Origin of the sequence: Streptomyces sp. NPDC058534 (assembly GCF_042717365.1) — a bacterium.
Lineage (GTDB): Bacteria > Actinomycetota > Actinomycetes > Streptomycetales > Streptomycetaceae > Streptomyces.
This window is the reverse complement of record NZ_JBHXNW010000132.1, coordinates 1-12,054: the sequence shown is the minus strand read 5'-3', so window position 1 is coordinate 12,054 and position 12,054 is coordinate 1. Positions and strand designations below refer to the sequence as shown.

Genomic DNA, 12,054 nt, shown 5'->3' with positions numbered 1-12,054 from the left:
GGAAACCTGGCCCGAAACCCTGCCGATCAACCACACATCTGATAATTAGCGATACTCGGCCTGTTTAAGCGAAAGCCCCAACAGTTGAAGACCCTGGCGCGCGCGTCGGCATCGGGGTCGGGTTTCGTCAGCCGCTCCAGCGATTCGAGGTCCAGGACCGGGTCCAGTCCGAGCCGGGCGGCGAAGGTACGCATCGCCTCGCCCTCGGCGACGGGCGTGCCGTCCGTCAGCCACACGTAGCCGACCGGGCGGTGGAATCCGGACGCCAGGGTGCAACCGGCCCGGTCGGCGTCCCACCACAGGGCGACTACGGGCCAGGGGGCGCCGACGGCGAGCGCCGCGGCCCAGCCGGTGACCACCCGGTCGACCGGTTCACCGGCGTGCCGCCAGGGCCCGCCCTCCGGGACGAGGACGCTCCACTCCCCGCCGGCCCCGGCCAGGGGCATGCGCTCGCCGAGCAGCGGGGCGACGGCGGCGACGGAGTCCGGCTCCGCGCGGCACAGCAGCAGGGCGCCGGCAGCGGGCTCTCCCCCGGACTCATCCGTTGACATGGTCACAAGGTAGGGCAATACGCCCCACTCGGCCGATCGTCGATCGCCAGAACGGGTGTCTTGACTTTCCATGTCCGCGATATATCGTGAATAGCGGAGGACGCGATATGGCGCGTTCGGTCGAGGAGGTCTGCACCATGTCCGAGTGGTCCGTCGCGGAGCCCAGGAAACTCACCTTCGACGAGTCCGTGAGCCGGCTGCACGTACGCATCGTCAACGGAACAGTGAACGTCGTGGGCACGGACGAGGGTTCCGCCCGCCTGGAGGTCTCCGAGATCGAGGGACCACCACTGATCGTCACCCATGAGGACGGCGCGCTCACCGTGGCCTACGAGGACCTGCCTTGGAAGGGCTTCCTCAAGTGGCTCGACCGCAAGGGCTGGCGCCGCAGCGCGGTGGTCTCCCTGGCGGTGCCGACCGGCACCCGCGTGGAGGTGGGCGCGGTCAGCGCCGCGGCCGTCGTCTCCGGGCTCGACGGGCACGCCGAGGTGAAGGGCGTCTCCGGCGACACCACCCTGGTGAGCCTCGCGGGACCGGTCCGCGCGGACACCGTCTCGGGGAACGTGGAGGCCCAGGCCCTCACCGGGGACCTGCGCTTCAACTCCGTCTCCGGTGACCTGACGGTGGTGGAGGCGGGTTCCTCCGTGCGGGCGGACTCGGTGAGCGGGTCGATGATCGTCGACCTGGACCCGGCCGGCGGACCCACCGACATCAGCCTGACCAGCGTCTCGGGCGAGATCGCCATCCGGCTGCCCCAGCCCGCCGACGCCCGGGTGGAGGCCAACACCGCCAGCGGCGCGGTCTCCAGCGCCTTCGAGGACCTCCGGGTGGGCGGCCAGTGGGGCGCCAAGCGGATCACCGGGCGGCTCGGCGCGGGCAACGGGCGGCTGAAGGCCACCACGGTCTCCGGCTCGATCGCCCTGCTGCGGCGGCCGGCCGCGGCGGACACTCCGTGGGAGCGGGAGCCGCGGGACACCGGCCCGGCGCACGACACGCCGGGCGACTCGGGGGACAATTCCGCTTCCGTCCGGGACCACGGCGACACCGCCGCCCCGTCGGACGGCACGACCGACAAGAAGGTGCTCTGACATGCCCCCCGTCTTCGCCCACGGCCGACTGCGGCTCTACCTCCTCAAGCTCCTGGACGAGGCCCCGCGCCACGGCTACGAGGTGATCCGGCTCCTCGAAGAGCGCTTCCAGGGCCTCTACGCCCCGTCGGCGGGCACGGTGTACCCGCGCCTGGCCAAGCTGGAGACCGAGGGACTGGTCACCCACACCACCGAGGGCGGACGCAAGGTGTACGCCATCACGGACGCCGGCCGCGCCGAGCTGGCCGAGCGCAGCGGTGAGCTGGCCGACCTGGAGCTGGAGATCCGGGAGTCGGTCGCCGAGCTGGCCGCCGAGATCCGGGCCGACGTGCGCGGCGCGGCGGGAGATCTGCGGCGGGAGATGCGGGCCGCGGCCAGCGCGGCGCACCAGGGCACCGGATCCGGGACGCAGGACGAGGCGGGCGCCGCCGGGGGCGTCGACGACAAGGAGGCCTGGCGGGCCGCCAAGGAGGAGATGCGCCGGGTCAAGCAGGAGTGGAAGGAGCAGGCCCGCCGCGCCAAGGACGAGAGCCGGCGCGCCCGCGACGAGGCCCAGCGGGCCCGGCGTCAGGCCAAGGAGGCCCAGGAGCGGGCCCGGACCCAGGCGCAGGAGGAGGTGCAGCGCATCGCCCAGCGGGTCCAGGAGCAGGTGCAGGACCACTTCTCGCGGGGCGACTGGCCCACGGGACTGCGCGAGGGGCTGAGCGAACTGGCGAAGGAGGTCGGCGACTTCGGCAAGGACTTCGGGAAGGAGTTCGGCAAGGACTGGGGCTTCGGCCGCACCGACGCGGGCTCCACCGCCCCCCGGCCCGAGTACTCCGCCACCCCCGAGGACTTCCCCGCCGGGTACGCCCCGGCCTGGGCCCACGAGGACACCGCGGACTCCACCGGGGACCCGGCCCGCGACCTGGACCGGCTGCTCGACCGTTTCCGGGACGACATCCGTGACGCCGCCCGGGACCGGGGCGTCACGACCGACCAGCTCCGTGACGCCCGCCGGCAGTTGTCGGCGGCCGCGGCGCACATCGGGGCGATTCTGCGGACGCCGAAGACCTGAGCCACCGTGGCACGGCCCCCGGCACCCGGCCGGGGGTGTCAGACGCGGGGCGTCGGGCTCAGGCCGCGCCCGCACCCTCCCCGGAGTCGCCGCCCAGCACCCTGGTCAGCGACTCGTGGGTCACCCCGTGGTCGGCGAGCACCTCCGCGGGCACGCCGGGGCGGATCGTCAGGGCGAGGAGGAGGTGCTCGTCCCCGATGCGCCGGTCGTGCCGGGCGACGGCGACCCGCAGCGCCTTTTCCAGGACCTCCTTGGCGCCCCGGTCGAAGCCGCGGTGTCCGGACCACCGGCGCCCGCCCTTCCGCTCGCCGGACATGACCCCGACACCGTGCACCTCCTCCACCCGGGCGACGATCCCCGAGACGTCGATCCCCAGTCCGGCGAGGGCGTCGGTCTCGGCCTGCGACAGACCGGCCCGGCGCCGAGCCTCCGCCAGCGCCCGCCGCACCGAGTCCCGGCGCTCGCCGCCGGCACCGAGCGCCGACAGCGCGAAGGAAGCGCGGCTGCCCTCCCGGTCCAGCAGGGCGAGCAGCAGATGCCCCGTGTCGACGGTCCGCGCATCCGCGGCCTCGGCGTGCTCGACGGCCCCCTGCACGACCGCTCGGGCATCCTCCGTGAATCGCTCGAACATCAATGCCTCCCGTACTTCTTGTGCACGGCCTGCCTGCTGACTCCGAGTTCCGTGGCGATCTCCTGCCACGACCACCCCTGGTGGCGCGCGCTGCGCACCTGCACCGCCTCCAGCTGCTCCAGCAGCCTGCGCAGTGCGGCGACGGCCCGCAGCCCGACCCTGGGGTCGCGGTCACCCGCACGCGTGGCGAGATCCGTTGCTTCGCTCATACGGTCAACTTAGGTTGACGCTCGCTCGACGTCAACCCCAGTTGACTGCCTCGGCGTCAGGAGCCGCTGAGCCACGACGTCAGGAGCCGCTGAGCACGATCTTGCCGAACAGCTCCCCGGAGGCCATCCGCTCGAAGCCCTCCCGGGCCCGGTCCATCGGAAGCACGTCGTCGATGACGGGACGTACACCTGTCGTGGCGCAGAAGGAGAGCAGGTCCTCCAGCTCGTCCTTGGTGCCCATCGTGGAGCCGACGACCCGCAGCTCCAGGAAGAAGATCCGGGTCAGCTCCGCATGGGAGGGCCGGTCGCCGCTGGTGGCGCCGGAGATGACCAGCGTCCCGCCCGGCCGCAGCGACTTCACCGAGTGCGACCAGGTGGCGGCGCCCACGGTCTCGATGACGGCGTCCACCCGCTGCGGCAGCCGGGCACCCGGCTCCACGGCCTCCACCGCGCCCAGTTCCAGGGCCCGCTTCCGCTTCGCCTCGTCCCGGCTGGTGGCGAAGACCCGCAGCCCCGCGGCCCGGCCGAGCACGATCGCGGCCGTGGCCACCCCGCCGCCGGCACCCTGCACCAGCACGGAGTCACCGGGACGCACCCCGGCGTTGGTGAACAGCATCCGGTACGCCGTCAGCCAGGCGGTCGGCAGACAGGCGGCCTCCGCGAAGGACAGCTCCTTCGGCTTGGGCAGGAGGTTCCAGGTCGGCACGGCGACCTGCTCGGCGAACGTCCCCGGGTAGCGCTCGGTGAGGATGGAGCGCGGCTCCCGGGGGCCGACCCCGTGGCCGGTCTGGCCGATCACCGAATGCAGGACGACCTCGTTGCCGTCCGCGTCGACCCCGGCGGCGTCGCAGCCCAGGATCATCGGCAGCCGGTCCTCCGGGAGGCCGACGCCGCGCAGGGACCACAGGTCGTGATGGTTGAGGGAAGCGGCCCTGACATCGACGACACTCCAGCCGGGCCGGGCCTCGGGAGCCGGACGCTCCCCCAACTCCAGGCCGGTCAGCGGCTCGTCGCGGTCGATTCGGGCGGCGTAGACAGCGAACATGGCCCTGACGATAGGTTCCACGCCCGCCGACCGGAACCACGACGCCCTGTGACACACACCCTCTTGCCACGACGCCGACGCCGGGCCACGCACCCGCCGCCCCCGAAGCACGCCCGCCACCCCGCCACACGTCCGCCGCCCCCGGAAAAGCGAGCGGCCCCCGCCCCCCCAAAGGGGGCGGGGCCCCCCCCCCCCCCCCCGCCCCACCCCCGCCGCGCCCCCCCCCCCCCCCCGCCCCCGCGCCCCCCGCCCCCCCCCCCCCGGCGCCCCCCCCCCCCCCCGCCCGCCGCCCCCCGCCCCCCCCCCCCCCCCCGCGGGCCGCTCACCGCACACGCGTCACACCGTTACCGGCGCGCCACACCCTCCGCGCGGGCCGCGGCCGCCACCGCCGCCGTGACGGCCGGGGCGACCCGCTCGTCGAACGGGGAGGGGATGACGTAGTCGGCGGCGAGGTCGTCGCCCACCACGGAGGCCAGCGCCTCGGCCGCCGCGAGCTTCATGCCCTCGGTGATCCGCGACGCCCGCACCTGGAGCGCGCCCGCGAAGATGCCCGGGAACGCCAGCACGTTGTTGATCTGGTTCGGGAAGTCCGAGCGCCCCGTGGCGACGACCGCCGCGTACTTGTGGGCGACCTCCGGGTGCACCTCGGGGTTCGGGTTGGCCATCGCGAAGACGAAGGCGCCCTTCGCCATCGAGGCCACCGCCTCCTCGGCCACCGTGCCGCCGGAGACGCCGATGAAGACGTCGGCGCCCGCGAGCGCGTCCTCCAGCGAGCCGGACAGCCCCGCCTTGTTGGTGAAGGAGGCCACCTCCTGCTTGACCGGCGTGAGGTCCGCCCGGCCCGCCGAGATGATGCCCTTGCGGTCGGCCAGCGCGACGTCCCCGATACCGGCCTCCACCAGCATCTTGGCGATGGCGACACCGGCCGCGCCCGCGCCCGAGATCACCGCGCGCAGCTCGCCCAGCGTCCGCCCGCTCAGCCGCGCCGCGTTGCGCAGCGCCGCCAGCGTCACGACCGCCGTGCCGTGCTGGTCGTCGTGGAAGACCGGGATGTCGAGGCGTTCCTGGAGCTTGCGCTCGATCTCGAAGCAGCGCGGCGCCGAGATGTCCTCCAGGTTGACGCCGCCGAAGGAGGGCGCGAGGCGGACCACCGTCTCGACGATGTCGTCGGCGTCCGTGCAGTTCAGGGCGATCGGGACCGCGTCCACCCCGCCGAACTGCTTGAAGAGGATCGCCTTCCCCTCCATCACCGGAAGGGAGGCCTCCGGCCCGATGTCCCCGAGTCCCAGCACGGCCGTACCGTCCGTCACGACCGCGACGACCGAGGACTTCCAGGTGTAGTCGTGGACGAGGTCGGGCTGCTCGGCGATCGCGCTGCACACTTTCGCGACGCCGGGCGTGTACGCCAGGGACAGGTCTTCCTTGTCACGGACCGGCACGGTGGCCTGCACGGCCATCTTGCCGCCGCGGTGCAGCGCGAACGCGGGGTCGAAGGAGTCGAGCGGCTCCGCGCCCGCCTCCTGCTCCGCACCGGCTCCGTTGTCGCTGCGAGGATTGACGATCTCCGCTGCCACTTTGTCTTACCCCTTAAGAGTTCATGGTTTGAGGGTTTGTCCACTCCTGGTGAGGAATGGGCGGGCACCGCGCGGGAGGATGGCTGTCTGGGCCACGAGGCCCCGCGCGACGGGCGCGCCGCACACGCGCCCTGAGCCCCTGATGAGGGGTGTAAAGAACCTTCTTACCCGACGGACGCCTCCGGCGACGAGTCGGATAAGAGCAAGCTCACATGTCGGACCCCGAACACCGCATGTCGGTGACATGGCTCATAGCCGGGGATCAGGACAACCTCGCGGCACCCCTTGACAGACCGGGAGAAGCCGCCACCAACAGCCGTACGCACTGGTGATCCATGCCTGGATAGCGATAAATTCCGCAGATCTTCCGGCCGGAGCGGCAGATTCCCGTAAAGGTTCGGTCGTGATGTACCGACCTGATGCGGTTCGGGGGGTGACCCGTTATCCGATTTTGACATGACGGCCCCCCTGAATGGCCGAGTCCGAATGGCAAGATGCCGTAATCACACGAGGTCGCGGCACTCGAAGGTGTGTGCTCTCGTCGACCCACGGCGTCCGCCGGTCCCCCGGCAGACGTCCCGCCCCATCGGAACGCCACCGTCCCCATCGGCAACTCCATTCATCCGCCGGAGGAACCACCATGACCGCAAGCTCCACCCGTCGTACGACCGCCGCGCACTCCCGGCTAGCAGCGGTCGGTGCGATCGCGGTCGCAGGCGCGCTGCTGCTCACCGGATGCGGCGACCAGACCGAGAACAGCGACTCCGGCAGCGACAACCAGTCCTCGAGCGGTGCTCCGCTGGCCGACAAGCTGCCGCAGTCCATCCGCGACAAGGGCACCGTCAAGGTCGGCTCCGACATCGCCTACGCGCCGGTCGAGTTCAAGGACGACTCCGGCAAGACGGTCGGTATCGACCCCGACCTCGCGGACGCCCTGGGCAAGCAGCTCGGCGTGAAGTTCGAGTTCGAGAACGGCACCTTCGACACCCTGATCACGGGTCTGCGCTCCAAGCGGTACGACATCGCCATGTCCGCGATGACCGACACCAAGGACCGCCAGGAGGGCATCGACGCGGACACCGGCAAGAAGGTCGGCCAGGGCGTCGACTTCGTCGACTACTTCACCGCCGGTGTCTCCATCTACACCAAGAAGGGCGACGACCAGGGCATCAAGACCTGGTCCGACCTGTGCGGCAAGAAGCTCGTGCTGCAGCGCGGCACGGTCTCCGAGGACCTGGCCAAGACCGAGAACGAGAAGTGCCCGGCCGGCAAGAAGATCTCCATGGAGGCCTTCGACAACGACCAGCAGGCCCAGACCCGCCTGCGCGCGGGCGGCGCGGACGCCGGCTCCTCCGACTTCCCGGTGGCGGCGTACGCGGTGAAGACCGCCGGCGGCGGCAAGGACTTCCAGATCGTCGGCGAGCAGGTCGAGGCCGCGCCGTACGGCATCGCGGTCGCCAAGGAGAACACGCAGCTGCGGGACGCCCTGAAGGCGGCGCTGGACGCGGTGATCGCCAACGGCGAGTACAAGAAGATCATGGACAAGTGGGGCGTGGCGGAAGGCGCCGTCACGGAGGCCACCATCAACGGCGGCAAGTGACCGCGCGGCGGGCACTGAAAGGCAACATCCGTGACTGTTGACATCGACAAGACGGGCTCCGGCCCGGCGGACACCCCGCCGGCCGGCCCGGAGGCCATCAGGGCCATCCCGGTCCGGCACTACGGGCGCTACATCACCGCGGTCGTCGCGATCGCGCTGCTGGCCGCGGTCGTGTACGCGTTCTCCCAGGGCAAGATCAACTGGGGTGCGATCCCGGACTACTTCTTCGACGACCGCATCCTGTCCGGCATGGGCAAGACGCTCCTGATCACCGTCCTGGCCATGGTCATAGGCATCGTCGGCGGCATCCTGCTCGCGGTGATGCGGCTGTCGAAGAACCCGGTGACCTCGTCCATCGCGTGGTTCTACATCTGGTTCTTCCGCGGCACACCGGTCCTGGTGCAGCTGGTCGTCTGGTTCAACCTCGGCCTGGTCTTCGAGTACATCAACCTCGGCCCGTTCTACCGCGACGAGTGGTCCGACTTCATGACGCCGTTCCTGACGGTGCTGCTCGGGCTCGGCCTCAACGAGGCCGCGTACATGGCGGAGATCTGCCGCGCCGGTCTGCTCGCGGTCGACGAGGGCCAGACCGAGGCGTCGCAGGCGCTCGGTATGAGCCACTCGAAGACACTGCGCCGGATCGTCATCCCGCAGGCGATGCGCGTGATCGTGCCGCCGACGGGCAACGAGGTCATCAACATGCTGAAGACGACCTCGCTGGTGTCGGTCGTCCAGTACTCCGAGTTGTTCAGGGTGGCTCAGGACATCGGCCAGACCTCGGGCGCACCCGCCGAGATGCTGTTCCTGGCGGCGGCCTGGTACCTGCTGCTGACCTCGGTCTTCAGCGTCGGCCAGTACTACCTGGAGCGCTACTACGCCCGTGGTTCCAGCCGCAGCCTGCCGGCCACGCCGATGCAGAAGATCAGGGCGAACCTGCTGTCCCTGTCGAACCGCTCCAGCACGACGGGAGGTGCCGCATGACCGCCATGGTCAAGGCCGAGGGCGTCCACAAGTCCTTCGGCCCCATCGAGGTCCTCAAGGGCATCGACCTGGAGGTGAAGTCGGGCGAGGTGTTCTGCCTGATCGGCCCCTCCGGCTCCGGCAAGTCCACCTTCCTGCGGTGCATCAACCACCTGGAGAAGATCAACGCAGGACGGCTCTACGTCGACGGCGAGCTGGTCGGCTACCGCCAGAAGGGCGACAAGCTCTACGAGCTGAAGGACAGCGAGGTCGCGGTCAAGCGCCGGGACATCGGCATGGTTTTCCAGCGCTTCAACCTGTTCCCGCACATGACGGCGCTGGAGAACGTCATGGAGGCGCCGATCCAGGTCAAGGGCGTGAGCAAGGCGCAGGCGAGGGAGCGCGCGGGCGCCCTGCTGGAGCGGGTGGGCCTGGCCGACCGGGCCCGCAACTACCCCTCACAGCTCTCCGGCGGCCAGCAGCAGCGGGTCGCGATCGCGCGGGCCCTCGCGATGGACCCGAAGCTGATGCTGTTCGACGAGCCGACCTCGGCCCTGGACCCGGAGCTGGTCGGCGACGTCCTCGACGTCATGCGCGACCTCGCCGAGTCCGGCATGACGATGGTCGTCGTCACCCACGAGATGGGCTTCGCCCGCGAGGTGGGCGACAGCCTGGTGTTCATGGACGACGGCGTGGTCGTCGAGTCGGGCAACCCGCGCGACGTCCTGACCGATCCGCAGCACGAGCGGACGAAGGCGTTCCTGTCCAAGGTCCTCTGAGGCACTGAGGGCGCCGCGCATCCTGATGGCAGCGCGAGGAGGGGCGGTACGGAAGAACCCGTACCGCCCCTCCTCCATGTCAGGGGCTCGCTGTCATGGGCTCACTTCACCGCCAGCAGCAGCGTGTCCGACGGTGAGCACCACACCGGCCGCGCCTCGCCGAAGCCCTTCTCGCGCAGTACGCGCGCGTGCCAGGCCGCCGAGGGCATCTCGCCGTCGGCGTGCTCACCGTAGATCTCGAAGCGGCGGGCGGTCGGTTCGGCGAGGACCGGGTCCTTGGCGGCGAGCTGCCACCACTCGGCCCAGTCGAGCGCGCCCCCGCTCCTGGCCGCGTCCATCTGCGCGTGCCGCCGCGCCCGCTCGGCCGCGTTGATCCGGGGCGTCGTGTCGTCGATCATGTGGTCCGCGTTCATGAAGACGCCACCGTCGCGGACCAGGCCCGCGACCCGGCCGTAGAGATCCGCGAGGGGTTCGGCGTGGAACCAGTGCAGGGCCGTGGCGGTCAGGACGGCGTCGTACGAGTCGTAGGGCAGCCTCGCCGGCCAGTCGGGGTCCTTGAGGTCGGTGGTGACGAAGGAGACCCGCTCGTCGCCCGCGAAGGTGCCCTCGGCGATCGCGAGCAGCGCGGGGTCGAGGTCCACGCCGGTGCTGGTGGCCCCGGGGAAGCGGGCGAGCAGCCGGGCCGTGATGGTGCCGGTGCCGCAGGCCAGGTCCAGCACGCGCGGTGCGGTGCCGGCGAGCGCCTCGACCATGTCGAGCATGATCCGGAAGCGGTCCTCCCGGTCCGGCATGTACCACTCCTGCTGCCGGTCCCAGCTCTCCTGCCAGGCCCGCCAGTCGGCGCCGGCCGTGGTGGCGTCGGTGGTGTTCGTGGTGTCCGCGTCCGTCATCGGGCCCCTCCGTGCATGCGTGACGTAATACCCTGGAAGCACGATCAGCTGTTACCTGACCGCAGGCACGACCATAGAGCCCCTCCGTAAGGACTACAAGTGGAACTGGCCTATTACTCGGATTACGCCGTACGTCTCGTCAACACCGAGGAACCGTCCCGCGGACAGGACTCCCTGACCTCGGTCGAGGCCGTCCGCGAGCTGTTCGGCGCCAACCAGTCGGCGGCCCGACGCGCCGCCGACTCGGACGTGACCCGGTTCCGGTCGGTCCGGGGCAGGCTGCGCGCGGTCTTCGAGGCGGCGGACGGCGGCGACGAGACCCTCGCCGTGGACCTCCTCAATTCGCTCCTCCTGGAGTTCCCGGTGAGCCCGCAGATCTCCGGCCACGACCACCGCGACGACGACGGCCGCCCGCTGTGGCACATGCACCTGGCGGACCACCCGTCCAACGCCACCGCCGGCTTCGCCGCCATCGCGGCGATGGGCCTCGCCTTCCACCTCACCGAGTACGGCGTGGACCGCCTGGGCCTGTGCGAGGCGTCCCCCTGCCGCAACGCCTACCTGGACACCTCCACCAACCGCTCCCGGCGCTACTGCTCCGACCGCTGCGCGACCCGCGCCAATGTGGCGGCCTACCGCGCCCGCAAGCGCCTGGAGGCGGACCGGAGGGCCGGCACCGGCCTGACCGCGGACAGCGCCCAGCGGGCCACGGCGAACGGGGAGCGCTGACCCGTCCGCGGCGGCCGGTACCGCAGGCGCACCCTGCCGAGCACCAGGTCCTCGGGGACGACCCCGTAGTCGGTGCTGTCCCCGCCGGCGAAGGCGTTGTCCCCGAGCACCCACCAGCCGGTCCCGCGCCGCTCGGCGGCCCGCTTGACCACCAGCAGGTCCTGCTGGAAGGGATGCCGCAGCACGACCACGTCACCCGGCCGGACCCGCGCCCCCCAGTGCACGAGCAGCACGTCACCGTGGTGCAACGTGGGCACCATCGACGGCCCGGTCACCTCGGCCGGTCCGAAGGGCAACGCCCCTCTCGCGCGTTCGGTCTCCTGCGACAGCCGCTCCGGCATCACCCGGCACCTCCCCGGTCTTTCCTCCACCAGTCTCAGTCTCACCCCCGGACTTTTGTCCTAAGCCCACGGGGGCACTCGCGAAATCGGGTCTCCCAGGGAGTAATGTCCCCCCTGAGAAGACGATCACGAGGAAGGAACGCTTCATGCTTTCCCGCCTGTTTGCCCCCAAGGTCACGGTCAGCGCCCACTGCGACCTGCCCTGCGGCGTGTACGACCCGGCCCAGGCCCGCATCGAGGCGGAGTCGGTGAAGGCCGTCCAGGAGAAGATGGCCGGTAACGACGACCCGCACTTCCAGGCCCGCGCCACGGTCATCAAGGAGCAGCGCGCCGAGCTCGCGAAGCACCACGTGTCCGTGCTGTGGAGCGACTACTTCAAGCCCCCGCACTTCGAGAAGTACCCGGAGCTGCACCAGCTGGTCAACGACACCCTGAAGGCCCTCTCGACCGCCAAGGGCTCGACCGACCCGGCGACCGGCCAGAAGGCCCTGGACTACATCGCCCAGATCGACAAGATCTTCTGGGAGACCAAGAAGGCCTGATCTATGCATGACCATGCGTAACCCTTCAACGGGGCTACCCGGCAGGTCAGAGCAACAG

General features: G+C 71.0%; 13 protein-coding genes and 1 pseudogene. 7 read left to right on the top strand and 7 right to left on the bottom strand.

Annotated features, from left to right (window positions below; translation table 11 throughout):
• Positions 1-89: 89 nt before the first annotated feature.
• A pseudogene (locus ACFWR9_RS41250) lies at positions 90-551 on the bottom strand (hypothetical protein); the annotation flags it as partial.
• Between the two features lie 137 nt (positions 552-688).
• Here ACFWR9_RS41250 and ACFWR9_RS41245 point away from each other — a divergent pair.
• Positions 689-1,639, top strand: coding sequence for a DUF4097 domain-containing protein (locus ACFWR9_RS41245; RefSeq protein ID WP_383852415.1), 951 nt, complete (start codon positions 689-691; stop codon positions 1,637-1,639).
• A 1-nt stretch (position 1,640) separates the two neighbouring features.
• Positions 1,641-2,696 (top strand): helix-turn-helix transcriptional regulator, encoded by a 1,056-nt coding sequence (locus ACFWR9_RS41240; protein ID WP_383852412.1) that lies wholly within the window; start codon positions 1,641-1,643, stop codon positions 2,694-2,696.
• 58 nt (positions 2,697-2,754) lie between these two features.
• On the opposite strand, the gene ACFWR9_RS41235 is transcribed toward ACFWR9_RS41240, so the two are convergent.
• From ACFWR9_RS41235 to ACFWR9_RS41220, 4 genes are all read right to left on the bottom strand, one after another.
• Positions 2,755-3,327, bottom strand: a complete 573-nt coding sequence (locus ACFWR9_RS41235) for a Clp protease N-terminal domain-containing protein (protein WP_383852409.1) — start codon at positions 3,325-3,327, stop codon at positions 2,755-2,757.
• Entirely contained in the window at positions 3,327-3,536 is a 210-nt protein-coding gene (locus ACFWR9_RS41230) for a helix-turn-helix domain-containing protein (protein WP_161331678.1), read from the bottom strand. Before ACFWR9_RS41230 ends, ACFWR9_RS41235 begins: the two co-directional genes overlap by 1 nt.
• A gap of 79 nt (positions 3,537-3,615) precedes the next feature.
• Entirely contained in the window at positions 3,616-4,581 is a 966-nt protein-coding gene (locus ACFWR9_RS41225) for a zinc-binding dehydrogenase (RefSeq protein WP_383852405.1), read from the bottom strand.
• Positions 4,582-4,925: 344 nt separating this feature from the next.
• Positions 4,926-6,155 carry an NADP-dependent malic enzyme gene (locus ACFWR9_RS41220; protein ID WP_383852403.1) on the bottom strand — a complete coding sequence of 410 codons (1,230 nt, stop codon included), beginning with the start codon at positions 6,153-6,155 and terminating at the stop codon, positions 4,926-4,928.
• A 640-nt stretch (positions 6,156-6,795) separates the two neighbouring features.
• Here ACFWR9_RS41220 and ACFWR9_RS41215 point away from each other — a divergent pair.
• Genes ACFWR9_RS41215 through ACFWR9_RS41205 form a run of 3 tightly spaced genes read left to right on the top strand, consistent with a single transcriptional unit; the run spans position 6,796 to position 9,494 of the window.
• Positions 6,796-7,755, top strand: coding sequence for an ABC transporter substrate-binding protein (locus ACFWR9_RS41215; protein WP_383852400.1), 960 nt, complete (start codon positions 6,796-6,798; stop codon positions 7,753-7,755).
• A 30-nt stretch (positions 7,756-7,785) separates the two neighbouring features.
• On the top strand, positions 7,786-8,736 hold the full coding sequence (locus ACFWR9_RS41210; RefSeq protein ID WP_383852397.1) for an amino acid ABC transporter permease: 951 nt from the start codon (positions 7,786-7,788) through the stop codon (positions 8,734-8,736).
• The gene (locus tag ACFWR9_RS41205; RefSeq protein WP_383852394.1) at positions 8,733-9,494 is read left to right on the top strand and encodes an amino acid ABC transporter ATP-binding protein; all 762 of its coding nucleotides are present in this window, start codon (positions 8,733-8,735) and stop codon (positions 9,492-9,494) included. The genes ACFWR9_RS41210 and ACFWR9_RS41205 overlap by 4 nt, the downstream gene beginning before the upstream one ends.
• 101 nt (positions 9,495-9,595) lie before the next feature.
• Here the strand turns inward: ACFWR9_RS41205 and ACFWR9_RS41200 are convergent, their stop codons facing one another.
• Complete coding sequence (locus ACFWR9_RS41200; RefSeq protein WP_383852391.1) at positions 9,596-10,384, bottom strand: class I SAM-dependent methyltransferase; 789 nt, start codon at positions 10,382-10,384, stop codon at positions 9,596-9,598.
• Positions 10,385-10,483: 99 nt separating this feature from the next.
• Here ACFWR9_RS41200 and ACFWR9_RS41195 point away from each other — a divergent pair, with 99 nt between their 5' ends.
• Positions 10,484-11,113: a CGNR zinc finger domain-containing protein gene (locus ACFWR9_RS41195; protein WP_383852389.1), complete on the top strand. Its 630-nt coding sequence runs from the start codon at positions 10,484-10,486 to the stop codon at positions 11,111-11,113.
• On the opposite strand, the gene sodX is transcribed toward ACFWR9_RS41195, so the two are convergent.
• Positions 11,017-11,454, bottom strand: a complete 438-nt coding sequence (gene sodX / locus ACFWR9_RS41190) for a nickel-type superoxide dismutase maturation protease (RefSeq protein ID WP_383852387.1) — start codon at positions 11,452-11,454, stop codon at positions 11,017-11,019. The two genes, ACFWR9_RS41195 and sodX, sit on opposite strands and share 97 nt — an antisense overlap.
• 146 nt (positions 11,455-11,600) lie before the next feature.
• Here sodX and sodN point away from each other — a divergent pair, with 146 nt between their 5' ends.
• The gene (gene sodN, locus ACFWR9_RS41185) at positions 11,601-11,996 is read left to right on the top strand and encodes a superoxide dismutase, Ni (protein WP_383852385.1); all 396 of its coding nucleotides are present in this window, start codon (positions 11,601-11,603) and stop codon (positions 11,994-11,996) included.
• The last annotated feature ends 58 nt before the right edge of the window (positions 11,997-12,054 follow it).

Coding starts and splice junctions, on each gene's coding strand:
- ACFWR9_RS41245 (WP_383852415.1), top strand. CDS start 689: ATGTCCGAGTGGTCCGTCGCGGAGCCCAGGAAACTCACCTTCGACGAG.
- ACFWR9_RS41240 (WP_383852412.1), top strand. CDS start 1,641: ATGCCCCCCGTCTTCGCCCACGGCCGACTGCGGCTCTACCTCCTCAAG.
- ACFWR9_RS41235 (WP_383852409.1), bottom strand. CDS start 3,327: ATGTTCGAGCGATTCACGGAGGATGCCCGAGCGGTCGTGCAGGGGGCC.
- ACFWR9_RS41230 (WP_161331678.1), bottom strand. CDS start 3,536: ATGAGCGAAGCAACGGATCTCGCCACGCGTGCGGGTGACCGCGACCCC.
- ACFWR9_RS41225 (WP_383852405.1), bottom strand. CDS start 4,581: ATGTTCGCTGTCTACGCCGCCCGAATCGACCGCGACGAGCCGCTGACC.
- ACFWR9_RS41215 (WP_383852400.1), top strand. CDS start 6,796: ATGACCGCAAGCTCCACCCGTCGTACGACCGCCGCGCACTCCCGGCTA.
- ACFWR9_RS41205 (WP_383852394.1), top strand. CDS start 8,733: ATGACCGCCATGGTCAAGGCCGAGGGCGTCCACAAGTCCTTCGGCCCC.
- ACFWR9_RS41200 (WP_383852391.1), bottom strand. CDS start 10,384: ATGACGGACGCGGACACCACGAACACCACCGACGCCACCACGGCCGGC.
- sodX (WP_383852387.1), bottom strand. CDS start 11,454: ATGCCGGAGCGGCTGTCGCAGGAGACCGAACGCGCGAGAGGGGCGTTG.
- sodN (WP_383852385.1), top strand. CDS start 11,601: ATGCTTTCCCGCCTGTTTGCCCCCAAGGTCACGGTCAGCGCCCACTGC.